Below are 23,002 nucleotides of genomic sequence, written 5' to 3' on the forward strand. Positions count from 1 at the left end.
CCTACTGATGTATAAACAATATCCGTCATCAGCATCCTCCAACAACGACGAAATCGATTTCGGCCAACAACTGCACAATCTGTGGCTGCACAAATCCAAAATCGCCACCGCATTGATTGCGGGCGGCTTGCTCGGTGCCGTTTTCAGCTTTGCGTCCACGCCCGTTTACCGCGCCGACGCCATGTTGGAAATCGAAACCAAACAAAACCAGATTCTGACCGAAATCAACAACATGCTTTCCAACGAGCCGGCGCCTTCCGAAGCCGAAATCGAATTGGTCCAATCGCGCATGGTCATAGGAAAAACCGTTGACGAGCTTCAGCTTGACCAAGAAGTCAAAGCCACCTACTTCCCGGTTTTCGGCAACATGATTCACAACCTCAGCGGCAACGACGATCCGATTTTGAAAATCGGTACATTTACCGTGTCCGAAGAATGGATCAACAAACCTTTCAAACTGACCGTCAAAGACAGCAAAAACTATATCCTGACGCTCCCGAACGGTACAGCCAAAGAAGGCCGCGTCGGCACGCCGCTGAAAATCAATAACGAAACCGTTCTGAAAGTCGACCAAATCCTTGCCGAAACAGAGCAGGATTTCGAGTTGACCAAGTTTTCCAAGCTCAGCGCCATCGAAAACATCAAAAACCAACTCTCGGTCATCAGCAAAGGCAAAACCAGCCCCATCATCAACCTTGCCTACACCGATGTTGACCCGAAAAAAACCAGCGCCGTCCTCAACAGCATCGCCGACAACTACGTCGCGCAAAACCGCGAACGTGACATTCAAGTTGCCTCCAGCGGTTTGGCGTTCATCAGCGAAGAATTGCCTCGTCTGAAAGAAACCCTGCAAGAAGCAGAAAACAAACTCAATGCTTACCGCGAACGCGCCGGCTCGCTCGACATTCCGCTTGAGTCCAAAGGCGCGCTTGAAAGCCTGACCAGCATCGAAACCCAAATTACCCTGCTCAAAACCGAAGAAGCAGGTTTGGCAGAACTGTACACCCCGGAACACCCTTCCTATAAAGCCGTTTTGGACAAACTGGCGGTACTCGAACGCGCCAAGAGCAAAATCAACCAGCAAATCGCCGGCCTGCCCAACACCCAACAGGAAGTCATCCGCCTGACCCGCGACGTAGAAACCAACCAAGCGACCTACGTTCAACTCTTGGCGAAACAACAAGAACTCAACATCATGAAAGCCAGCGCGCAAGGCAATGTCCGCGTCGTTGACCATGCCTACACTCCGGAACAACCGATCGCCCCGCGCAAAGCCGTCATTACCGCATTAAGCGCGCTTGCCGCAGGCGCGCTCGCCTCCATGTGGGTCATGCTGCAAGGCCGTATGCGCCGAGGCATCACGTCGTCTGAAGAGATTGAAAACCTCAATCTCGAAGTCGCCGCCCTCGTACCCTACTCCAAAACCCAGCAAAAACGCGACCTGTTGAAACGCAAATTCAAATCCCTGACCGGCCGCTCCAATTATCTGCTGGCAAACGAGGACGCCTCCGACGTCGCCGTCGAAGCCATCCGCGCCCTGCGTACCAACATCTACTTCTCCATGCTGGATGCGCGCAACAATGTCCTCATGATTACCGGTGCGGCTCCGGAAGCGGGCAAATCCTTTATTTCCGCCAACCTCGCCACCGTAATGGCACAATCAGGCAAACGCGTATTGCTGATCGATACCGACATGCGTAAAGGCTATTTAGACCAACTGTTCAAACTGACGCCCGAATACGGCTTGGCAGACATCCTTTCCGGCCATGTCTCCCCTGCTAAAGCCGTCTGTGAAACGCGGATTGAAAACCTGCACCTCATCAGCAACGGCGGTTATCCTAAAAATCCGTCCGAGCTGCTGATGGACAGCCGCTTCACAGAATTGCTGGCAAACGCCCAAAAACGTTACGACTACGTGATTATCGACACTCCGCCTGTCCTCGCAGTGACCGACGCAACTATCGTCGGACAACTGGCAGGTACGGTTCTGCTGGTCAGCCGCTACGGCAACACCACCACCAGAGAGCTTGAAATCAGTGCCGACCGTCTGCGTCAGAACAAGATCAATATCAAAGGCGTCATCCTGAACGGCATGAAGCGCGAAGCCAACAGTATGTATGACTACTACGCCTACCATTCTCCGCAGGATGGCAAAAAACCGGTTAAAAAAGAAACGCCGGAAAACAAAGCTTAAAGTAGAAAACCAGCTCTTTTCCTGCCAAAAAGGTCGTCTGAAACTGAAAAATCAAGTTTCAGACGACCTTTTATCATCCCTTGCGACAGACGCGATAAAAATCACTCTATTTAGACTTAAACAAGAGAATGGCGTATCACTTTAAAGTCCGCTCCCCTATTCGCCGTACAATATTCCCATCTCCGCAGCCTTCAGATTGTTGTAAACAAAAGACAGCCCCTTTTCATCTTTACAATTGATTGAAGCCGATACCTCCAACAACTTCACACCGCTCCGACCACACTCCCTACCCAGTGCCAATTGTATCTGACTCCCTTTTAAATCAAAAACGATTTATCTTATTGTTTATATTTAAATTTTTTTCAATACACCCAAACCTCCTCCCCATTACCAAACCTTCATACCACAAAATATCAAAAGAAAATATAACTAACTGTATTTATTCCATTTACCGCCATTGCAAATAACTACCGATATTCTCGTCATATCATTAACAATAAATTACAGAAAACAGTATAATAACCAACCTAGTCCCTTTTCCCATTTCATCTTATGCCCGCAGTACCCGACTCTTCTCGTACGCTCTCTGTCAAGCCGGCAAACAGAATGACCGCCGACACAGTCAGCCCTGCACTGCTGCCCCAACAGGCAGCAGGCAATCGGTACGCCGGTACTGCCTATCAAGTCAACAAAATCACCTACGCCTCCGGTCTGACACGCCTGGCAACAGCGCCTAAGTCTCAACCCAAACCTGTCGAGCTGACGCCGGAAGAAGAATTCTCGCTATTGCAAAACAGCGAGCAGCAAGGCATTCCGACCGAACACCACTTATCTGCCTATACCCGCCTGGCCGAAGCAGGAATGCCGGAAGCGCAGCACGTCCTGATGCGCTTTTACCAAGAACGCAACGAACCCCAAATGTACCACTGGGCGCAGCTTGCCTCAGCGCAAAACTCCGCCGAAGCCCAATACTGCCTTGCCTACCGCCACAGCCTGAAGCCTGATTTTGAAAGCGCAGTCAAGTTATACCGACAAGCGGCGGAACAAGGATTTGCCCCTGCACATTGGCAACTGGGAAAAATGTACTACCGCGGTATCGGCATGAAAGCCGACTCAGCCCAAGCCGAAATCCATTTACGGCAGGCAGCGGAAGCTGGGTTTATCGCCGCACAAGTTATGTTGGGCGACTTGCTTGCCGCGCAAAATCAGGCGGAATCCATGACCTGGTATCGGAAAGCCGCCGCAAAAGGCAGCGGGGACGCCGCCGCCGCTTTGGCGCAGCACAGCCTGACAGGAAATTTGACCGGACGCGATCCGCTCCAAGCCATGCGCCACACCCGTTTCGCCGCAGACCGACGCCATCCGGAGGCCTTGCGCATTATGGGCGACCTCTACCGCTACGGACTCGGCGTCAAAGCCGACCCGCACGCAGCGCACGACTATTACCACCGTGCTGCAACACTCGGCTGCGCCACCGCCATCCAAAAGCTGCTTAGTGATGCCGCGCTGCACAATCCCCAACAGTACGAACAAATCCGGGAAGCCGCCCTGTTCTTCCAAAAAACGGAACAAACCTTCCGCAATGCCGAAGCATGCCATTACGGCATAGGGACGGCGGTGGATTACGACCGCGCCAGAAAACTTTATCTGGAAGCCGCCGAATTCCATCATAAAAATGCCGCCGCCGCATTGGGCAAATTGTATTATTACGGACAAGGCGTCGAAACCGATTTCCAATCTGCCGCCCACTGGTTTGAAATCGCGGCGGAACAAGGCCATACCGAAGCGCAATACTATTTGGCACGACTCTATTACCACGGGCAAGGCGTCTCCAGCCATATTCCCTCTGCCTGCCGCTGGTTGCAGGCAGCCATCAGCGGCTGTTATGGAAATCCCGATGCTTTGCGCCCCCTGTTGGCAAAATGGCAAAAAGAAGCAAGCCGTTAAACCTGACGACATCCCGCTATAAAATCCAAACTTATATAGTGAATTAAATTTAAATCAGGACAAGGCGAGGCAACGCCGTACTGGTTTAAAGTTAATCCACTATAAAACAAATGGCTCTAGACCAACAGAAATACCCTGTTAGACTAGAGCCAATCGTTTTCAGACGACCTCTCCCAGATAAATCAACATCAGGCAGCGAAACCATCAACCTTGCTGCACATCTTATTCAAGGAAACCACATGCGCGCCGTTATTCAAAAAGTAAGTCATGCCCAAGTTGACGTCCTGAGTGAAGGACACCGCGAAACCAGCGGCAAAATCAGTCACGGCTTTCTGATTCTTTTAGGCATTACACACGATGACAACGAGGCCGATGCCTCTTATATCGCCGACAAGATAGCCAATCTGCGCATTTTTGAAGATGAAGCCGGGAAATTAAATCTGTCGCTTAAAGACACGGGTGGCTCAGTCTTGCTCGTTTCACAGTTCACCCTCTACGCCGATGCGCGCAGCGGCCGCCGTCCCTCTTTTTCCGCTGCCGCCCCTGCCCAACGGGCAGAATCCCTTTATCAACGCACCGCAGAATTATTACGCACCCACGGTCTGACGGTAGAAACCGGCCGCTTCCAAACCCATATGCAGGTTTCACTCTGCAACGACGGTCCTGTCACCTTGTTGCTGGATTCCAAAAAACTTTTTTAAAACAAACACGATTAACCGCATATTGACCAACATTCAGATAAGCCAGCGAAGGCTCATGGCAAGAAATAACGCTGAGGTCGTCTGAAAAGCTTATTCACGGTTGCGCGCATGCCAGAAATAACGCCATACGAAACAGGGGAAGGCAAATATCAGGTAGAGGCAGACTACGGTAGCGTAAAACTCCCAGTCTTGATGCTGTACCGCGCCGGCGCGGGATTCGAGGATGTAGGCGAGGATGGCGGTCAGAAGGAAGCCCGCCGCCAATTCGACGAGGTGATGTCCGAAATGTTTGCGCTTGAGCGGGAGTACGCCGAAAAATTTGGCGGTAACGAAAGGAGCGTTGGCGAAGATGAGCGCCAATACCAAAAGAATGTACATGGATGCGGTCATGATGTATGTGTCTTTCTGTTTTCAGACGACCTCTTTGATTCAACGGGTCGTCTGAAAAAACAATCTTGGGCTGCGTATCTTAACAAAAACGGCAGCCTTTGACACGGCTGCCGTTTCGGTTCATCGCTTTACAAGGTGTTTTCCAAGGCCCTGGCGCACCAGTCAATCATTGTTTGCGGCATAACGCCCCACAAAACCAGCAAGAACGCATTGACGCTTAGGAAGAATTTGGCGGCATAATTGCTGCCGACGGGCTGGTCATGGGTGGGTTCGTCGAAATACATGACTTTAACCACACGCAGGTAGTAGAATGCGCCGATTAAGGACATAACGACGGCGAAAACCGACAACCAAACGTGATGGAATTTCAGCAACACCATAATCACACCGAATTTGGCATAGAAACCCATCAGCGGCGGGATACCTGCCATAGAGAACATAACCAGCAGCATCAGTAAGGCAAACCAAGCATGGCGTTGGTTCAAACCTGCCAAATCTTTGATTTCTTCACATTCGATATTATCGTTGGACAACACCATCAATATGCCGAAGCCCGCAGCCGCCATCAACGCGTAAGTAATCGCGTAATACAGACCTGCGGTAGCACCGATTGAGCCTGCCATAAACGCCAGCAGGATAAAGCCCATGTGCGACACAGTCGAATAGGCGAGCATACGTTTGATATTGGTCTGCATAATCGCGGCAAGATTACCGACCACCAGCGATGCGACGGCAAGAACGGCAAACATTGGCGCCCAGTATTGATGCACTTCGCCAAAACCGGTCAGCAAAATACGGAAGGCAAACATCACAGCGGCAATTTTAGGCGCAGTACCGATAAACGCGGCAACGGATGTCGGCGCACCGTGATACACGTCGGGCACCCACATATGAAACGGCACCGCGCCCAGTTTGAACGCCACCGCCACGACGATAAACACCAGCCCCAGTTTCAACAGCCATTCGTTGGCAAGTTCGCTATAAGACGACGCCAAAACAGTGGCAAACTCCAGCGAACCCGTCGCGCCGTACACCATCGAAATGCCGTAGAGCAGCAGGCCGGAAGCCAGCGCACCCAAGACGAAATATTTGAGCGCGGCTTCGGCGGAACGGCCGGAATCGCGGCGCAGCGCAATCATGGCATAAAGCGACAGCGACAAAAGTTCCAAACCGATGTAGGCGGTCAGGAAATGCGCCGCGCTCACCATCACGCTCATGCCTAACAGGGCAAACAGCGACAAAGTGTAAAACTCGCCTTTAAAAATACCGCGCGCCTGATTATAGGGCTTGCTGTAAATAAACAGCCCGAAGGTCAATCCGTACAGCACCAGCTTGGACAGGCGCGACATACCGTCGGCAATATACATTCCGTGAAACGCCAGCGTACTGCCTTGCTCCCACACCGCCAGTTGCGTAACCGCTACGATAATAACGGTTCCCAAGCTCATCAGATGGGTCAGATAGCGGTTTTCATCGCTAATCCACAAATCTGCCAGCAATACGGCAATCAGCAGCGCAAACAGCACGATTTCGGGCATGGCAGGCATTAAGTTCAAATCAATCAAGTTCATTCGCACACCTCAAATCTTGCTTTGCGCCACATGGGCAATCAAATCGTTTGCCGCCTGATGCACCACTTCGATAAACGCCTGCGGATACAGACCCATACCCAATACCGCAACCGCCAAAATCGCCAGAATCGCAAATTCGCGGCAGTTGATGTCTTTCATATCGGCAACGTGCGGATTGCCGACCGCGCCGAAAATCACGCGCTTATACATCCACAGCGTGTAAGATGCACCGTAAATCAGCGTCAGCGCCGCCAGCGCGCCCACCCAGAAATTCACTTTGACCGCGCCCATAATCACCATAAACTCGCCCACGAAGCCCGAAGTCGCCGGCAGACCCGCGTTTGCCATCGCAAACAGCATCATAAACGCCGCAAACTTGGGCATCACGTTCACCACGCCGCCATAATCGGCAATATTGCGCGTGTGCAGGCGGTCGTACATCACGCCGATGCACATAAACATCGCCGCCGACACGAAACCGTGCGAAATCATCTGAATGACCGCACCTTTCAACGCCCAGTCGTTCAACTGGCCGTTAATGAACAAGAACATCCCCAAGGTAACGAAACCCATATGGCTGATGGACGAATACGCCACCAGTTTTTTCATATCGGTCTGCACCAGCGCAACCATGCCGATATACACCACCGCAATCAGGCTCAACACGATGATGACCGGCGCGAAATAGCGCGACGCGTCGGGCAGAATCGGCAGGATAAAGCGCAAAAAGCCGTATGCGCCCAATTTCAGCGTAATCGCCGCCAACACCATCGAACCGCCCGTCGGCGCCTCAACGTGGGCATCCGGCAGCCAAGTGTGCACGGGGAACATCGGCACTTTCACCGCAAACGACAGGAAGAACGCCACAAACAAAAGCTGTTGCACGCCCAGCGGAATCTGTTTGATGTTTTGGAAATCCTCAATCGCAAAGCCGCCCACTTGGTAAGACAGATACACAATCGCCACCAGCATCAGCAACGAACCCATCAGCGTATAGAGAAACAGCTTCACCGACGCATACACGCGGCGCGGACCGCCCCATACACCGATAATCAGGTACAGCGGAATCAGCATACCCTCGAAGAACACATAAAACAGCAGGGCATCCCGCGCTGAAAACGCGCCGTTAATCAGACCCGACATGATTAAAAACGCCGCCATATACTGCGCCGGACGTTTCTGAATCACTTCCCAACCCGCCAGCACCACCATCAGCGTGATAAACGCGTTCAGAATGACAAACAGCACCGAAATACCGTCCACCCCCAGCGAGTAGTTGATTCGCAAAAGCGGAATCCACTCGTGGAACTCGGTAAACTGATAGCCGCCGCTCAAACGGTCGAAACCCGTAAACAAGGGCAGCGTTACCAAGAAACCGGCAAGCGCACCGATTAAAGCGAGCACGCGGGCAAGCGGCGCACGGCTGTCCGGCCCCGTCGCCAAAACCAGCACGCCCGCAGCGATGGGTATCCATATTGCCAAGCTGAGTAGGTAGTTGGAAAACATAGTGGTTAACCTGTGGTTAAAATAAAAATATAGTTGTATGGGTTGGTTTTTCAGACGACGTTTCAGGAGGTCGTCTGAAAAAGGTTGTTCAGGCTTCTGCTATTTGTCTCAAGCCAATTCTGCCGAATCTTCCAGCCTCATTCTTTCATGTAAATCTTTAATCTTATTAACATCGGTATCGTGGGATAAGATTTCTAAATTATTCACACTGGCAGTCGCATAATGAAACATATCGAATTTACGTTTTTCTAAATTCTTCGGCGTCTTATCACGTTCGGCTTCAAACTTATCAAAGCGGTACAGATCACTCGCCAAATCAGAAACATTCTGTGTAATGTCCAAAGATTCAAACTGTGCCAAAACACCGGTCAATCGAGACAATTTTTCAGATTTTCCCCAATCCACACCGCGCAAAACTTCATAGCGGATAAGTGGGGTAATCACAAAACGGTTGTCATCCTGTTGCAACTTTTCCGCCATATCGCTCAATACGGCTTTCCGCTTTTCTTCGTCACTGTCATCATCCGCCAAATAAACCAAGTAATTGGTATCTAAAAGATAAACCGTCATTATTTATCCCCTAATCCGTCCAATTCCTGACGTACCAATTCCAATAAGGCTTTTTTTGCCTGTTCTTGATCACGTTCTTGGACGCGTTCTATCTTCTTCTTATTCAAATCCACGCCGAATGCTTCGTTGAGCAAATCCACAAAAGAAGCATTACTTGGATAGTCAATCATCTTGCCATAGACCACACCGTCCTCCTTGCTACGTACCAAACGGTAGGCTTCTCCCTGCTCCAACTGACTGATGACCAAAGACGAATGCGTGGTAATGAAAAACGTTGTGTTCGGAAACAATTTTTTCAGCAGCGGTACAATTTTGATCTGCCATTCGTTGTGCAAATGGCTTTCTATTTCGTCAATCAGCACCACGCCGCGCACATTGGCAATTTGCTGCTCGTTGGTAAAGTAACTGTATCCCGCGACAATAGATTGGATAATCTTCAAAAGAGAAGTAAAACCGCTGGATAAATCGGAAAGTTCGAGCTTTTGGTTTTCTATTTTGATAAAGACACGGTTATTGCCTGAAATTTCCAAAAATTCGGGGTCTATGCGGTTGTCGATTTTATTGAGCAAGGACAGCAAAGTATCGATTTCAATTTTACGGTTGTCTTCTTTCGACTGATACGGATTGGCGGATTGTGCCCGCTGAATAATCCACTCTTCTAGATTGGTATCCATATTTAAGGATTTAATATCTTCAACCTTATGATAAAAAACCGAAAACAACCGTTCTAAATATCCCTTTGAACGTTGCTGAAAACTACCTATTTGTTCAATCGCACCATCCTTATTTTTAACATTTCCCCGATTTTGTGCCGCTAAATAAACTATGGGTAAAAAGTGTCGAAACCCTAAAAAGGGTCTTTCCTTTTCCCATTGAAGATTTACGGCATAAGTGGGAAATATCACATCATTCTCTGTTGGAAGACGTTTTGGGCGTTCGTTTCCTATAGATTCCAGACTAAAACTTCCCTTTCCAATGGGCGTAATAACATTTTTAAAAGGGATGGATTCTGGAGTTATCCAAGAAACAACTTGTTGTGCAGCCGTACTGGTAAACAACAATACCGCAAACAAACATTCCAAAAATTTGGTCTTACCCACACCATTCTCGCCAATCATCGTATAAACACGCTGATTGGGCTGGAAATCTACCTGCATCGTGCCGACACCGGTTACATGCTCAAAACGAACTGTACCGTCAAACAGCCGTTTATCCATATTATCTGCCCTTCTATTTTTCAGACGGCCTGATTATCTGAAATGTCAGATGTCGTCTGAAACTCTAATCTGTTGCCGCCTGAAACCTTCTTTTCAGACGACCTCAAACACTGCCTTCTTTCTCAATCACCAAAATCCGCGCTTCGCCGCACGGATGGGCAACGTGTTCCGTACCGATTCCTGCGTAGAAGATGTCGCCGCTTTTCAACCGAACGATGTGTTCTTCACCGTTTTCCCGGTAGTGCATATCGACTTCGCCGTCCATCACGGCAAACACTTCCTCTCCGTCGTTGACGTGCCATTTGTAGGGCTGGTCCGTCCAGTGCAGGCGTACGGTGGTGCCGTTCATATTGGCGATGTCGAGTGCACCCCATGCTCGGGAAGCGGTAAATTCGGCGGAGCGGATGGTGTGCGTGTCGGGCATTTTCGCGTCTCTTTGATTCTGTATCTAGATAAACCTGTCGATACAACTGTTTCTTAAATCCCGTCATTCCCGCGCAGGCGGGAATCCAGAACGTAGATTTTAGGAAACCTTTTTCCTTGACAGGTTTATGCACCGATAGGTCTGGATTCCCGCCTGCGCGGGAATGACGGCGGTCGGCAAATTCCGTATCTATCCAAGTAAATCAATTATGACCGAAATGTTGACTACGCCCCGTCGGTACGGTTGGTTTCCATCTCCAATTTAATGAACGCATCAATCATGCTGCGCCAAACTGCTTCGGCCACTTCGGGCGACAAACCGGCCTTTTCGGCATAGGCACGACGCGAGGCAATCACTTGCGCTACCCGTTCGGGCGCGGAAACCGCCTTTACATCGCTTTTAGGTTTCAGACGGCCTGCCTGCCGCACCAGCTTCTGCCGGCGGACGAGCAATTCTATTAATTCCTTGTCCAAGCCGTCGATGGCTTCGCGGACTTCTTCTAGGGTTTGCGGTAATTTGTCTTCAACCATTGTTTCTCGTGTTTCCTTTTTCAGACGACCTCTACACCGGCTACGGACAGGTCGTCTGAAAATCCGTCTTTATCTGAACAATCCCCAGAAGGTCATGCCGAGCAATACCAATACGCCGAACACCATAGCGGCGGCGTAGGTGTAGATAAAGCCGGTTTGGACTTTGCGTATCTGAGCGGCAATCGCGCCGACCAGTTTGGCGGAGCCGTTGACGATGCCGTTGTCGATAATGGCGGTATCGCCGACTTTCCAGAAGAAGTTGCCCAATGCACGCGTGCCTTTGGCGAAGACGTTGAAATACAGGGCGTCGAGGTAGTATTTGTTTTCAAACAAAACGTAAACCGGACGGAACGCCTGCGCGATTTTGGCGGGCAGGTGTGGCAGTTTGACGTACAAAAGCCATGCGCTCAATACGCCTGCGATAGCGAGATAGAGGACGGGCGAATGCAGGCTGTGCGACACCATTGCCAATGCGCCGTGGAACTCTTCTTTCATGATGTGCATGGTCGGATGCGCGTCGGCGTTGACGAAAATCACGTCTTTGAAGAAATCGCCGTAGAGCATGGGTTCGATGGCGATGTAGCCGATGATGACGGACGGAATCGCAAGCAGAATCAGCGGCAGGGTAACGACCAGCGGACTTTCGTGCGGATTGTCGTTTTTACCCAAGCCGTGATGTTCTTCGCCGTGGTCGTCTGAATGGTGTTCGGGCAGGCTGCGCCATTTTTCTTCACCGTGGAACACCATAAAGTATTGGCGGAACGCGTAAAACGCGGTAACGAACACGCTGGCGAGAACGGCAAAATAGGCAAATCCGCTGCCCGGAAGGGTACTGTATTTCGCCGCTTCGATAATCGAATCTTTGGAATAGAAGCCAGAGAAGAACGGCGTACCAATCAGCGACAAGTTACCGATCAGCATGGTCAGCCAAGTAATCGGCATGTATTTTTTCAGATTGCCCATATGGCGCATGTCTTGGTCGTGGTGCATACCGATAATGGCGCTACCCGCCGCCAAGAACAGCAAGGCTTTAAAGAAGGCGTGGGTCATGACGTGGAACATCGCCACGGAATAGGCGGACGCGCCCAAAGCCACGGTCATGTAGCCCAGTTGCGACAGGGTGGAATACGCAACCACGCGCTTGATGTCGTTTTGAATCACGCCCAAGAAGCCCATAAACAGGGCGGTAATCGCGCCAATCACCATAATGACCGACAACGCGGTGCTGCTCATTTCGTAAATCGGCGACATGCGCGACACCATAAACAGACCCGCCGTAACCATCGTTGCGGCATGAATCAACGCAGAAATCGGCGTCGGGCCTTCCATTGAATCGGGCAGCCAGACATGCAGCGGGAACTGAGCCGATTTACCCATCGCGCCCACAAACAGGAGCAAACAGGTTACGGTAATCAAAGACCATTCCACACCAGGGAAAAGCTGGATGGTGGCGTTTTGTACGTTGGGCAGATAGGCGAATACATCTTGATAGCGCAGGCTGCCGCCGAAATAGGCAAGTACCAAGCCGATGCCGAGCAAAAAGCCGAAGTCGCCGACGCGGTTCACCAAAAACGCTTTCAGGTTGGCAAAAATTGCGCTCGGACGTTTGAAATAGAAACCGATCAAGAGATACGACACCAAGCCCACCGCTTCCCAACCGAAGAAGAGCTGGACGAAGTTGTTGCTCATAATCAGCATCAACATGCTGAATGTAAACAAAGAAATATAGCTGAAGAAGCGTTGGTAGCCGACTTTTTCATCGTGCATATAGCCGATGGTGTAGATATGCACCATCAATGACACGCCCGTTACCACGACCATCATCATCGCCGTCATCGTATCGACCAAGAAGCCGACGGAAAAATCCAAACCGCCCATCGTCAGCCAGGTATAGACATTCTCGTCAAACTTGGCGCGGCTGCCGTCGATAAAGCCCCACAGCACATAAGCCGACAGCACGGCGGACACCGCCACGCCGAGTATCGTAACCGTATGCGCGCCGGCACGTCCGATTTTATTGCCGAACAAACCCGCAATCAGCGAGCCTGCCAAAGGCACGAGGGCAATGATGAGATATAAAGTCATGTCGTTCATTTTGGATGAACCTTTTTGATTTTAGGAGTTTTCTAAACTTCAGACTGCCCGAAAGGTTTTTTAGATTGGCTTGCCAATTCGACACTTTCAAGCTGTCTTCGTATCTTTATTAATGGGTTTTCAACTTCAACCCATACTGCACGCTACATACTCAAATCTGATAAAGCTGTCCTTCAAGACAATGGGCTTTAATCGGTCATGTTATTTTTTTCGTCGGGGTTAGCCCAACCTACCGCATCAGGTCGCCTGAAACAGTCTGAAATCGCTTTTCAGACGCCCCCTACTCTTCCAAATTTCCCATCAGTTTTTGTCTAACGGTAATCGTTACATACTTCTATTTTCAGAGAACGCCAAATTTTTTTTGGGCTCCAACCCTCTCTTTTAATGAAAAACTGGTCATCAGCATAACCCAACATATCTATCTCTTTGCCATTTTGTGAAAGGCTATAAAACTCATGACTCGGGTCGCCAAAATCATCTTTATATTTAGCCAACTTCATGCCGTTATCCAAATATATTTTTTGTTTGACCAGTCGGTAAGTACCACGTCGTACCTTTCCAGGCTTATCATCGCTCTGCATGCAATATTGACGATTTGGAAATAAGGCAACAGTCACAATTTTTGCATTTCCCTGTCCAAAATATGGGGTCATATATAACCCTGCCGGACGGCTACTTTTAGCCAGCGCAACACTAGAAGAGCAAGCAATCAAGAAAGCTAATAAACCTAGCTTGGCATAATTCGATATATTTCTCATTTTTTATATTGATTGGCGACCATACACTTATAAACATATTGGGAAGGGGATCTGCATTTTTCAGACGACCCCTGTCTCCCTAACCTTTCAACTCGTCCAAATCGGCAACATTAATCGTTTGTCGGTTGCGGTACACCAGCACCATAATCGCCAAACCAATGGCGGATTCGGCAGCGGCGACGGTCAATACGAAAAATACGAAAATCTGTCCGGCGGTATCGCCCAGATGCTGCGAGAAGGCGATAAAGTTGAAGTTCACCGCCAAGAGCATCAGCTCGATCGACATCAGCAAGACCAGCACGTTTTTGCGGTTCATAAAGATACCCATCGCGCTGATACCGAACAGGAGCGCGCCCAATACCAAATAATGCGTCAAGGTAATCATGCTTTGCCCTCCTCTTTCGGCTTGAGGTCGTCTAAAACTTCGTTTTCTTCGAGAGATTCGACTTGCGGTTTCACAGCTTCCATTTTCACCAAGCGCATACGGCCTTGGTCAGCGCGTACTTTAACTTGGTCGGCAGGATCCATGCGTTTCGGATTAGTGGTTTTACGGTGAACCAGCGCAATCGCCGCCACCATACCCAACAGCAGCAATACCGCCGCCAGCTCAAACGGCAACAGATAATCGGTATAAATACGGCTGCCCAAATCGCGGATGTTGTTGTAATCGGCAGGAATGTCTTTCATCAAACCAAATGCGGCAAGGTCGGTTTTCGGGTTGACCAGAATCAGGATCAGGGCAACCGCCAACAGCGTACCGACCACACCGGCAACAGGCGCATGACGCCAGAAACCGGCGCGCATTTCCTCGATGTCGATATTCAGCATCATCACGACAAACAGGAACAGCACCATCACTGCGCCGACATACACGACCACCAGCGTAACGCCCAAAAACTCTGCCTGCATCAGCATCCAAATCATCGCGCTCACGCAGAAGGTCAGCACCAGATGCAAAGCAGCATGGACAGGGTTTTTCGCAGTAACGGTACGCAGCGCGCCGTATAGGACGATGGCGGCCAATAGGTAAAACAGAATAAGTTGAAAGCTCATAATTTGCACTTTCCGTTTTGGGATATTTCAATCGATTTCGCGTTTTGGCTTTATCGGACGTAGTTTATTGGTTGCACCAATAGCTTAAAAATTCATCCGCCAAGCCTTTGGGATTAGCACGTTCCGTCCACGCTAAGGGTACATCGTAATACTCCAATTCGTGAACCAACACAGGAATGTTTTTGCCAAACGTTCTGGCTATCACTCCCTCGGCAAACAGGCGTTGCACTACGGCAATTTGGGTTTCGACCAAGGCTTGGTAAAACTCGTTTGATTTCTCATCAATATCTTCACCCTTGTCTTCACTATCGTTATCAAACAAGGCTTCGTATTGTTCTTCGGTGTAAGCAAAGAGAGTATTTTCCAGCCATGCTTGAAGTTCCGTGTTGTTTCTATATGCATCTACGCCCAACAATTCGGCTTCATCTTGCAACCAATAGGCATAGTTCCATTTGGCTTCGTCATCTTGTTTGTGTGTCTCGCCCTGCTTCTTTACAAATTGTTGACGGGTGTTGTAGCTAACTAAAAGACTAGGCAACCATTCATCACCACCGCTCAGCCAAAATGATAAGGCATACACATCATTCCGAGTCTCTTCAGATAGACCTGCCAATGCGGCAGCGGTTTTTTGAAAAACCATATCTGAAAAGGCTTGTTGTTCATTCATTCTGTACTTCCTTAAATAACGGCAGCAACTGGAATGGTAGGATTCGGATTACCTTCCAAACTTCGTAAACGCACGATTCGTACTTAGCGGTACGGCGCGTCAGCGGCTTTGCGTTTGGCGATTTCGGCTTCGTATTTGTCGCCGATTGCCAAGAGGATCGGCTTGGTCATGTGCAAGTCGCCTTTTTTCTCACCGTGATATTCAAAAATATGGGTTTCCACAATCGCATCGGTCGGGCAGGCTTCTTCGCAGAAACCGCAGAAGATGCATTTGGTCAGGTCGATGTCGTAACGCTTGGTGCGGCGCGTGCCGTCTTCGCGTTCTTCCGATTCGATGTTGATCGCCATTGCCGGACACACCGCCTCGCACAATTTACATGCGATGCAGCGTTCCTCGCCGTTCGGATACCGCCGCTGCGCGTGCAGACCGCGAAAACGCACGGATTGCGGCGTTTTCTCTTCGGGGAAATAAATCGTGTCTTTGCGGGCGAAAAAGTTTTTGAGCGTTACGCCCATGCCTTTTACCAACTCGCCCAAAAGAAAGGTTTTTACTAGGTTTGCCATATTATTCAACCCCTTATCTCAGGGAATATTTTGAAGGCTTCAAGCCGTCTGAAAACTGGTTATTTTAAAAACGAAACGTTGAAATTCGTTTCACCGCGTTCATCTTCATGCATACGCACATTGTAATGATGCACCTGACCGCAGGCCTGTACTGTCCACACTTCCTCGGACTGCATCCGCCCTTTCACACGTTTGACATCGCTGATTTTTGCATCGATGGCTTTGATGTTTTGGCATAAGAAAGCGGCACTTTCCCATTGCTTGATGACCTTCGCGACATCATTGCGCAAGAATTGCGCAAGATGTTGTCGCCGCCGAACGTGGCACTTTGACCGCCGTATTGGATACCGCCGACAAGAGCGCACGATGCCAAGATGGCGGAAGACAACATTGCTGCATATCTCTTCATTTGCTTCATCCTTTCACAAGCCGCATCTGAATCAAAGTTTTCAGACGACCTATTTCCACAAATTCAGCGGCGAAATCATCCACAGACCCAAAATCACGATATAGGCGAAGCCGATGGGAATCAGCACTTTCCAGCCCAAGCGCATGATTTGGTCGTAGCGGTAGCGCGGGAAGGTGGCGCGTATCCACAGATACCAGTACAGCACTGCCGCCATTTTCACGAACATCCAGAATGCGGAAGGCGTACCGATAATGCCCCAGCTTTGCGGGAATGGGGACAGCCAGCCGCCGAGGAACATCAATGATGTCAGCGCGGCAATCAGGATCATGAAAATGTATTCGGCAAGGAAGAACAGCGCGAACGCGAAGCCGGAATATTCGACGTGGTGTCCGGCAACGATTTCGGATTCACCTTCAGCCACGTCAAACGGCGCGCGGTTGGTTTCGGCAACGGCGGAAATCAGATAGACGATGAAGATTGGGAAGAGCGGCAACCAGTTCCACGAGAATACGGAACCGCCCGCGATGCCTTTTGCTTGCGCGGCAACGATGTCGGAGAAATTCATACTGCCCGACACCATCACGACGCACACCAGCGCGGCGCTCATGGCGATTTCGTAAGAAATGCTTTGCGCGGAGGCACGCATTGCGCCCAAGAACGAATATTTGGAGTTGGAAGCCCAGCCCGCGATGATCACGCCGTAAACCGACAGCGAGGTAATCATCAGGATGTACAAAAGACCGATATTGATATTGGTCAGCACCCATTCTTCGTTGAACGGAATCACTGCCCACGCCGCGAAAGACGGGGCAAGCGACATAATCGGGCCGATGTAGAACAGAGCTTTGTTTGACAGCTTCGGACGGGTTACCTCTTTAAACAAGAGTTTGAACACGTCGGCAAACGGCTGAATCAGACCCCACGGGCCGGTTACGTTCGGACCGACGCGAAGCTGCATGAAGCCGATGACTTTACGTTCGAAATAAGTCAGGTAGGCGACGGTCAGAATCAGCGGAATCAGGATAATCACGATTTTGACGATGACGGATACCACCAAGCCCACGGTAATACCCAAATCGCCCAGACCGAGCGTTGCGGCAAAGAGGTTTTGGAACCATTCCTGCATAATCAAGCTCCCGCCAGTTCAATAGTGTTCATCAACGCACCCAGCGCGGCATTTTCGGTATGCAGCGGCAGATGCACCACGTTTTCAGGCAGTCCGGCATCGGCTTTGACCATCACGGACACGCCTGCGCCGTTTTGTTTGGCAACAGCGTTTTGTCCGTCTTGCAGGCCTAAGCGCGCCAATGTGTTCGGATTCACACGCGCGGCAGGCACGGCGGCATGGCTGGTTTCTTGCAACGGCGCGGAACGGCGCACGATGGCATCGGTGTGATAAATACCGACTCCGCCTACGCGCACGAGGCGGTTTGAGGTCGTCTGAAAATCTTTTTGAGTCGAAGCGGCGCGGTTGTTCAGTTTGGACGGCAGGCTTTCCGCATCCAGCGCGTCTTTCAGAATCGCGGCGGTATCGTGGTATTCAAAGCCTTGCAGGTCAAACAGGTTGCCCAATACGCGCAACACTTTCCACAGCGGACGCGAATCGCCGAAGCCTTGAACGACGCCGTGGAAGGATTGCAGACGGCCTTCCATATTGATGAAGCTGCCCGAGGTTTCGGTAAACGGCGCGATCGGCAGCAATACGTCGCACACGTCCAGCAGCGTTTCGCTGACAAACGGCGTAAACGCCATCACGCTTTTCGCCTGTTTCAACGCGGCTACGGCTTTTGCGCCGTCTGCCGTATCGATTTCCGGCTCGACGTTGAGTAGCAAGACTGCCTGTTTCGGCGCGTTTGCCATTTCGGCAACGCTCTCACCTGAGTTCACGCCCAATACGTCCGCACCGACGCTGTTGGCAGCCTGCGGCAAAATACCCAGCACCGCGCCGGTTGCGTCCGCCAGCTCTTGTGCGGCGGCGTAAATCGCAGCGTAATCGGGATGGTTTTGCACTTCCGCGCCCAAAATCACCGCTGCTTTTTCAGCGTTTTTCAGGCTCGCGGTAATCGCGTTTTCCGCATCGGCAGACAGGTTTTTCAGACGACCTGCCCACTCGTCGGGATGCACCGCTTCTTGAGCCAGAAGCGGCATCAACAATTCTTCCTTGCTGCTTGCCAACACGCTCAAAGCCATGCGTTCTTTGGCGGCACGGCGCAGGCGGGCGGTCAGAAGCGGCTGTTCTTTGCGCAGGTTCGCACCGACCACCAGTACGGCTTCGTTGTCCGCCAGCGATTCGATGCTTTGTCCCAACCATTGCGCACCATTGAGGTCGTCTGAAAGACGTTTGTCCAGTTGGCGCAGGCGGGTGGCGAAATTTTTAACTCCCAAGCCGTCGGCAAGTTTCTTCGCCAAATACAGCTCTTCGACCGTATTCATCGGGTTCGCCCAAATGCCGACTTGGTTTTGGTTGCCGTCTTTGGCGATACATTCAATCGCGCTGCGGACATATTCCAGTGCGGTTTTCCAATCTACGTCCATCCACTCGCCGCCCTGTTTGATTTTCGGGTTTTTCAGACGGCTTTCGTGATACAGGCCTTCGTAGGCGAAACGGTCGCGGTCGGACAACCAGCATTCGTTGATCGCTTCGTTTTCCAGCGGTAGCACACGGCGGACGGTATGGTCTTTGGTTTGTACAATCAGGTTGCTGCCCAAAGCGTCATGGGCGGAAACGGATTTGCGGCGGTTCAATTCCCAAGTACGCGCGTTGAAACGGAACGGTTTGCTGGTCAGCGCGCCGACGGGGCACAAATCGATGACGTTGCCCGACAGCTCGGTTTCCACCGCTTTGCCGATAAAGGGCATGATTTCGGAGTGTTCGCCGCGATTCGCCATCGCAATTTCCTGCAAGCCGGCGATTTCTTCGGTGAAACGTACGCAGCGGGTGCAGTGGATGCAGCGGCTCATCTCCTCGGCGGAAACCAAAGGCCCCATGTCTTTGCCGACGACGGAACGTTTTTCTTCGGTGTAGCGGCTGGTGGTTTTGCCGTAGCCCACCGCCAAATCCTGCAACTGGCATTCGCCGCCTTGGTCGCAGGTCGGACAGTCGAGCGGATGGTTGATGAGCAAAAACTCCATCACGCCTTCCTGCGCCTCCCTCGCCTTCGCCGAATGCGTGCGCACAATCATGCCGTCCGTTACCGGCGTGGCGCAGGCGGGCAGCGGTTTGGGGGCTTTTTCCACGTCCACCAGACACATACGGCAGTTGGCGGCGATGGAGAGCTTTTTGTGGTAACAGAAATGCGGGATATAAGTACCGAGCTTGTGCGCGGCCTCAATCACCGTCGCGCCCTGCTCCACAGATACCTGTTTGCCGTCGATTTCGATTTGTAACATGGTTCGTTCCTAGTTACTGGATTTTTGAAAAGGGGTGCAGGCTGCTTTCATTACGCCTGATATTTGTCTAAACAGGGCTTCGACTTCCCTCAGTGCTAGCCCGAATTGCAGGTGAACGACCTTAATGTCAACCACGTTGCTGCCCGTCAAATTCTGTTCGAGCCATGCGGCAACTTTGGGTTTGCTGAGCAACATGGTGACAATTTTATCTGCGTCTGACCGCGCCTTAGCCCTCTAATATAGCTGACGGCCATATAGCAGACCACCGCACCGAGAGCAACAACCACTCATTTCTGCCATATATTGACTCCTGTTTCAGGTAGCCTGCAAGTGCTACCTCCACCACACTGTTTGATAAGCAGGCAAAACATGAATGGAATTGTCTATTTTGTACCGCCCGTTTTCCTTGACTAGCTTGAAACGGGCTACGCCGTCCGTTTTACCAAAATCGGCGGATACCGTGTTACCCTGAACCGTAAATTTGGGTGTATGCCACTCAAAACCGCCATTGCCTGGTTCCGTCCAAAGGCCGCTGTAACATCTGGGAACTACCCCGTTACAATCATCTTCCGCCTGAAAACGCCTTTTTTCTCGATTCAGCACGGCGACAGCCGTCCTACTGAGAAAGCGTTTAGTAGCCGCATCGGCAGTTTTCTCATTAACACAAATGCCTTTGGCATTGCAATCTAAAAAACCCTTGACCACTGCAATTTTTTGGGCATCATCATGATTTTTGGCCGATGCCTGTTGCGTGTTCAATGCGGTAAATACAGTAAATAAAATACATGCTACTGTCTTTTTCATTAGTCTGTTCCTTAGATTAATCAAAACGTTCTTGCCATCCCAAGCGTTTAGGCAGTCTACACTTTACTAGCCGCCCCATTTATGGGACTTCATCGGCCCGCCGTGTTCAATGTAATGCACAAACTCCTCACGGAAATGCTTGGTAAAGCTGCGGACGGGGAAAACGGCGGCGTCGGCGAGGGCGCAGATGGTGCGGCCTGCCATTTGGTTGCCGACGGAATCCAGTAAATCCAAGTCTTCCATGCGGCCTTTGCCTTCTACGATGCGGTGGACGATGCGGTAGAGCCAGCCGGTGCCTTCACGGCAAGGAGTGCATTGGCCGCAGGATTCGTCGTAGTAGAAATAGCTCAGGCGCTCAAGGGCTTTGACCATGCACACGTCTTCGTCCATCACGATAATCGCGCCGGAACCGAGCATCGAGCCGGCTTTGGAAATCGAGTCGTAGTCCATATTGGTCTGCATCATGATGTCGGCAGGCAATACGGGAGCGGACGAACCGCCGGGGATAACGGCTTTGAGTTTTTTGCCGCCGCGCATACCGCCCGCCATTTTCAGGATTTCGGCAAACGGCGTGCCTAACGGCACTTCATAGTTGCCCGGACGTTCGACGTGGCCGGAGATGCAGAACAGTTTGGTACCGCCGGCATTCGGAATGCCTTTGTCAGCAAACGTCTGACCGCCGTCGCGGACGATAAACGGCACGGAAGCGAAGGTTTCGGTATTGTTGATGGTGGTCGGCTTGCCGTACAGGCCGAACGAGGCGGGGAACGGCGGTTTGAAGCGCGGCTGGCCTTTTTTGCCTTCCAGTGATTCGAGCAATGCGGTTTCTTCGCCGCAAATGTATGCGCCGTAGCCGTGGTGGGCGAAGAGTTCAAATTCAAAATCCGAACCCAAAATATTTTTACCCAAAAAGCCTGCGGCTCGCGCTTGGTCGAGTGCGGCTTCAAAACGTTGATAACCTTCGAAAATTTCGCCGTGAATGTAGTTGTAACCCGCTTTCGCGCCCATCGCGTAACCGGCGATAATCATGCCTTCAATCAGGGCATGAGGGTTGAACATGATGATGTCGCGGTCTTTAAACGTACCCGGTTCGCCTTCGTCTGTGTTGCAGACGACGTATTTTTCGCCGGGGAAGGAACGGGGCATAAAGCTCCATTTCAAGCCGGTCGGAAAGCCCGCACCGCCGCGCCCGCGCAAGCCGGAGGTTTTGACTTCGTCAATCACGTCGGTTTGCGAGATGTTTTCGGACAGGATTCTACGCAGGGCGCTGTAACCGCCGCGTTTGACGTATTCGTCCAATGTCCAGCAATCGGGATTGGCGGTATCCACTTGGTCAAAAATCACGCCTGATTGGTAAATAGCCATTTTTGGTGTGCCTGTTCGTTTTCGTATCGGTTGCGGCCGCTGTTTCAGACGACCTTTAATCGTTTTTGTTGGGTTCAGCCCCAACCTACTTTACTAAAATAATTATCATCCGCCGCATCTATCCTCACATGGAATACCATCACCATCACCATCCATTTTGGTATCCGAACAATTCTGTAAAAACCATTCGGCTTCTTCACATGAGGTCATCTGAGAACAATATTGTCTGCCATCGCAACGGTACTTGCCACTATTGGATTTTTTAGTTTTTATCGCAAATGGATCTTTAAAGTTTATCGGTAAATTGACTTGTTTGGAGGCTAATTTTGCTGCTGCAAATTGATATATCTGATAACCAATTAATCCGAGAAGTATCAATCCTACCAATCTCGCCAATACAGAACTAAACCATCCTATTACGGAAGATGATGTCTCCGAGAGAGAAAAAGATTTTTTCTTTGCTGCAGGACGATAGTTATGATGTCGCTCAAAATCTCTTACCTCTCGATTTAAGTAACGAATCCGTTTGGCAGCAACTTTTCCTTTTTCATTGGAAGCTAATTCAAAAGCAACCACCTCATTAATTTCAGGGCGAGGGCTTCTTTGGAAAAAGTCTGAAATATGGCAAAAAATTTCTTTTTTACTGCCTTCTATCCGTATAAAACCATAACCTTTTTCATCATTCCATTTAACAATTATCCCCCTCATTACCACTTCCCTTTTATTTTTGTTTTGAAATCACAATTTAAATTTTTGGAACGACTAATTTAAGTAAGTTTGATTACAAATCCAACTTTTCAGACGACCTTTATTCGTTTTTGTTGGGTCTCGCTTACTTTGCTTAATCCG

General features: G+C 50.5%; 22 protein-coding genes. 3 read left to right on the forward strand and 19 right to left on the reverse strand.

Annotated elements, in window-relative coordinates; all coding sequences use genetic code 11:
• Positions 1–7: 7 nt before the first annotated feature.
• From ACMYUL_RS03945 to dtd, 3 genes are all read left to right on the forward strand, one after another.
• A complete protein-coding gene (locus tag ACMYUL_RS03945) occupies positions 8–2,194 on the forward strand; it encodes a polysaccharide biosynthesis tyrosine autokinase (protein WP_415772164.1) in 2,187 nt (728 codons plus the stop codon).
• Positions 2,195–2,800: 606 nt separating this feature from the next.
• Positions 2,801–4,141 (forward strand): tetratricopeptide repeat protein, encoded by a 1,341-nt coding sequence (locus ACMYUL_RS03950; protein WP_415772166.1) that lies wholly within the window; start codon positions 2,801–2,803, stop codon positions 4,139–4,141.
• A gap of 239 nt (positions 4,142–4,380) precedes the next feature.
• Positions 4,381–4,842: a D-aminoacyl-tRNA deacylase gene (dtd, locus tag ACMYUL_RS03955; RefSeq protein WP_070511883.1), complete on the forward strand. Its 462-nt coding sequence runs from the start codon at positions 4,381–4,383 to the stop codon at positions 4,840–4,842.
• Between the two features lie 90 nt (positions 4,843–4,932).
• Here dtd and ACMYUL_RS03960 read toward each other — a convergent pair whose 3' ends face one another.
• The 19 genes from ACMYUL_RS03960 to ACMYUL_RS04050 all read right to left on the reverse strand — a co-directional run bounded on the left by ACMYUL_RS03960 (position 4,933) and on the right by ACMYUL_RS04050 (position 22,861).
• Positions 4,933–5,232 (reverse strand): DUF2818 family protein, encoded by a 300-nt coding sequence (locus tag ACMYUL_RS03960; RefSeq protein WP_415772169.1) that lies wholly within the window; start codon positions 5,230–5,232, stop codon positions 4,933–4,935.
• 128 nt (positions 5,233–5,360) lie between these two features.
• Complete coding sequence (gene nuoN, locus ACMYUL_RS03965) at positions 5,361–6,803, reverse strand: NADH-quinone oxidoreductase subunit NuoN (RefSeq protein WP_415772170.1); 1,443 nt, start codon at positions 6,801–6,803, stop codon at positions 5,361–5,363.
• Between the two features lie 9 nt (positions 6,804–6,812).
• A complete protein-coding gene (locus ACMYUL_RS03970; RefSeq protein WP_060974819.1) occupies positions 6,813–8,309 on the reverse strand; it encodes an NADH-quinone oxidoreductase subunit M in 1,497 nt (498 codons plus the stop codon).
• Positions 8,310–8,417: 108 nt separating this feature from the next.
• On the reverse strand, positions 8,418–8,879 hold the full coding sequence (locus ACMYUL_RS03975) for a type II toxin-antitoxin system VapC family toxin (protein WP_415772172.1): 462 nt from the start codon (positions 8,877–8,879) through the stop codon (positions 8,418–8,420).
• Positions 8,879–10,096 carry an AAA family ATPase gene (locus tag ACMYUL_RS03980; RefSeq protein WP_415772174.1) on the reverse strand — a complete coding sequence of 406 codons (1,218 nt, stop codon included), beginning with the start codon at positions 10,094–10,096 and terminating at the stop codon, positions 8,879–8,881. Before ACMYUL_RS03980 ends, ACMYUL_RS03975 begins: the two co-directional genes overlap by 1 nt.
• A gap of 103 nt (positions 10,097–10,199) precedes the next feature.
• Complete coding sequence (locus ACMYUL_RS03985) at positions 10,200–10,520, reverse strand: cupin (RefSeq protein WP_154885631.1); 321 nt, start codon at positions 10,518–10,520, stop codon at positions 10,200–10,202.
• 224 nt (positions 10,521–10,744) lie between these two features.
• Entirely contained in the window at positions 10,745–11,050 is a 306-nt protein-coding gene (locus ACMYUL_RS03990) for a chorismate mutase (protein WP_415772177.1), read from the reverse strand.
• Positions 11,051–11,119: 69 nt separating this feature from the next.
• Positions 11,120–13,144 (reverse strand): NADH-quinone oxidoreductase subunit L, encoded by a 2,025-nt coding sequence (nuoL, locus tag ACMYUL_RS03995; RefSeq protein ID WP_415772179.1) that lies wholly within the window; start codon positions 13,142–13,144, stop codon positions 11,120–11,122.
• Positions 13,145–13,455: 311 nt separating this feature from the next.
• Positions 13,456–13,902 (reverse strand): hypothetical protein, encoded by a 447-nt coding sequence (locus ACMYUL_RS04000; protein WP_415772181.1) that lies wholly within the window; start codon positions 13,900–13,902, stop codon positions 13,456–13,458.
• Between the two features lie 79 nt (positions 13,903–13,981).
• Positions 13,982–14,287 (reverse strand): NADH-quinone oxidoreductase subunit NuoK, encoded by a 306-nt coding sequence (gene nuoK, locus ACMYUL_RS04005; protein WP_002215628.1) that lies wholly within the window; start codon positions 14,285–14,287, stop codon positions 13,982–13,984.
• A complete protein-coding gene (locus ACMYUL_RS04010) occupies positions 14,284–14,955 on the reverse strand; it encodes an NADH-quinone oxidoreductase subunit J (protein WP_415772183.1) in 672 nt (223 codons plus the stop codon). The genes nuoK and ACMYUL_RS04010 overlap by 4 nt, the downstream gene beginning before the upstream one ends.
• Before the next feature lie 64 nt (positions 14,956–15,019).
• Positions 15,020–15,622, reverse strand: coding sequence for a hypothetical protein (locus tag ACMYUL_RS04015; RefSeq protein ID WP_415772185.1), 603 nt, complete (start codon positions 15,620–15,622; stop codon positions 15,020–15,022).
• Between the two features lie 83 nt (positions 15,623–15,705).
• Positions 15,706–16,185, reverse strand: a complete 480-nt coding sequence (nuoI, locus tag ACMYUL_RS04020; RefSeq protein WP_002216341.1) for an NADH-quinone oxidoreductase subunit NuoI — start codon at positions 16,183–16,185, stop codon at positions 15,706–15,708.
• Between the two features lie 184 nt (positions 16,186–16,369).
• Positions 16,370–16,594: a hypothetical protein gene (locus ACMYUL_RS04025; protein WP_415772187.1), complete on the reverse strand. Its 225-nt coding sequence runs from the start codon at positions 16,592–16,594 to the stop codon at positions 16,370–16,372.
• Positions 16,595–16,643: 49 nt separating this feature from the next.
• Complete coding sequence (nuoH, locus tag ACMYUL_RS04030) at positions 16,644–17,720, reverse strand: NADH-quinone oxidoreductase subunit NuoH (protein WP_049226405.1); 1,077 nt, start codon at positions 17,718–17,720, stop codon at positions 16,644–16,646.
• Between the two features lie 2 nt (positions 17,721–17,722).
• Entirely contained in the window at positions 17,723–19,984 is a 2,262-nt protein-coding gene (nuoG, locus tag ACMYUL_RS04035; RefSeq protein WP_415772189.1) for an NADH-quinone oxidoreductase subunit NuoG, read from the reverse strand.
• Positions 19,985–20,317: 333 nt separating this feature from the next.
• Positions 20,318–20,788: a hypothetical protein gene (locus tag ACMYUL_RS04040; protein ID WP_415772191.1), complete on the reverse strand. Its 471-nt coding sequence runs from the start codon at positions 20,786–20,788 to the stop codon at positions 20,318–20,320.
• Positions 20,789–20,854: 66 nt separating this feature from the next.
• The gene (gene nuoF / locus ACMYUL_RS04045; protein WP_415772193.1) at positions 20,855–22,153 is read right to left on the reverse strand and encodes an NADH-quinone oxidoreductase subunit NuoF; all 1,299 of its coding nucleotides are present in this window, start codon (positions 22,151–22,153) and stop codon (positions 20,855–20,857) included.
• A 105-nt stretch (positions 22,154–22,258) separates the two neighbouring features.
• Positions 22,259–22,861, reverse strand: a complete 603-nt coding sequence (locus ACMYUL_RS04050) for an excalibur calcium-binding domain-containing protein (RefSeq protein WP_415772195.1) — start codon at positions 22,859–22,861, stop codon at positions 22,259–22,261.
• Between the last annotated feature and the right edge of the window lie 141 nt (positions 22,862–23,002).

Source organism: Neisseria sp. CP9 (genome assembly GCF_047758525.1).
In the GTDB taxonomy this organism is placed as follows: Bacteria; Pseudomonadota; Gammaproteobacteria; order Burkholderiales; family Neisseriaceae; genus Neisseria.

What these genes read in the sequence shown, in the direction of transcription:
- ACMYUL_RS03945 (WP_415772164.1), top strand. Translation starts at nt 8, where the DNA reads ATGTATAAACAATATCCGTCATCAGCATCCTCCAACAACGACGAAATC.
- ACMYUL_RS03950 (WP_415772166.1), top strand. Translation starts at nt 2,801, where the DNA reads ATGACCGCCGACACAGTCAGCCCTGCACTGCTGCCCCAACAGGCAGCA.
- dtd (WP_070511883.1), top strand. Translation starts at nt 4,381, where the DNA reads ATGCGCGCCGTTATTCAAAAAGTAAGTCATGCCCAAGTTGACGTCCTG.
- ACMYUL_RS03960 (WP_415772169.1), bottom strand. Translation starts at nt 5,232, where the DNA reads ATGACCGCATCCATGTACATTCTTTTGGTATTGGCGCTCATCTTCGCC.
- nuoN (WP_415772170.1), bottom strand. Translation starts at nt 6,803, where the DNA reads ATGAACTTGATTGATTTGAACTTAATGCCTGCCATGCCCGAAATCGTG.
- ACMYUL_RS03970 (WP_060974819.1), bottom strand. Translation starts at nt 8,309, where the DNA reads ATGTTTTCCAACTACCTACTCAGCTTGGCAATATGGATACCCATCGCT.
- ACMYUL_RS03975 (WP_415772172.1), bottom strand. Translation starts at nt 8,879, where the DNA reads ATGACGGTTTATCTTTTAGATACCAATTACTTGGTTTATTTGGCGGAT.
- ACMYUL_RS03980 (WP_415772174.1), bottom strand. Translation starts at nt 10,096, where the DNA reads ATGGATAAACGGCTGTTTGACGGTACAGTTCGTTTTGAGCATGTAACC.
- ACMYUL_RS03985 (WP_154885631.1), bottom strand. Translation starts at nt 10,520, where the DNA reads ATGCCCGACACGCACACCATCCGCTCCGCCGAATTTACCGCTTCCCGA.
- ACMYUL_RS03990 (WP_415772177.1), bottom strand. Translation starts at nt 11,050, where the DNA reads ATGGTTGAAGACAAATTACCGCAAACCCTAGAAGAAGTCCGCGAAGCC.
- nuoL (WP_415772179.1), bottom strand. Translation starts at nt 13,144, where the DNA reads ATGAACGACATGACTTTATATCTCATCATTGCCCTCGTGCCTTTGGCA.
- ACMYUL_RS04000 (WP_415772181.1), bottom strand. Translation starts at nt 13,902, where the DNA reads ATGAGAAATATATCGAATTATGCCAAGCTAGGTTTATTAGCTTTCTTG.
- nuoK (WP_002215628.1), bottom strand. Translation starts at nt 14,287, where the DNA reads ATGATTACCTTGACGCATTATTTGGTATTGGGCGCGCTCCTGTTCGGT.
- ACMYUL_RS04010 (WP_415772183.1), bottom strand. Translation starts at nt 14,955, where the DNA reads ATGAGCTTTCAACTTATTCTGTTTTACCTATTGGCCGCCATCGTCCTA.
- ACMYUL_RS04015 (WP_415772185.1), bottom strand. Translation starts at nt 15,622, where the DNA reads ATGAATGAACAACAAGCCTTTTCAGATATGGTTTTTCAAAAAACCGCT.
- nuoI (WP_002216341.1), bottom strand. Translation starts at nt 16,185, where the DNA reads ATGGCAAACCTAGTAAAAACCTTTCTTTTGGGCGAGTTGGTAAAAGGC.
- ACMYUL_RS04025 (WP_415772187.1), bottom strand. Translation starts at nt 16,594, where the DNA reads ATGAAGAGATATGCAGCAATGTTGTCTTCCGCCATCTTGGCATCGTGC.
- nuoH (WP_049226405.1), bottom strand. Translation starts at nt 17,720, where the DNA reads ATGCAGGAATGGTTCCAAAACCTCTTTGCCGCAACGCTCGGTCTGGGC.
- nuoG (WP_415772189.1), bottom strand. Translation starts at nt 19,984, where the DNA reads ATGTTACAAATCGAAATCGACGGCAAACAGGTATCTGTGGAGCAGGGC.
- ACMYUL_RS04040 (WP_415772191.1), bottom strand. Translation starts at nt 20,788, where the DNA reads ATGAAAAAGACAGTAGCATGTATTTTATTTACTGTATTTACCGCATTG.
- nuoF (WP_415772193.1), bottom strand. Translation starts at nt 22,153, where the DNA reads ATGGCTATTTACCAATCAGGCGTGATTTTTGACCAAGTGGATACCGCC.
- ACMYUL_RS04050 (WP_415772195.1), bottom strand. Translation starts at nt 22,861, where the DNA reads ATGAGGGGGATAATTGTTAAATGGAATGATGAAAAAGGTTATGGTTTT.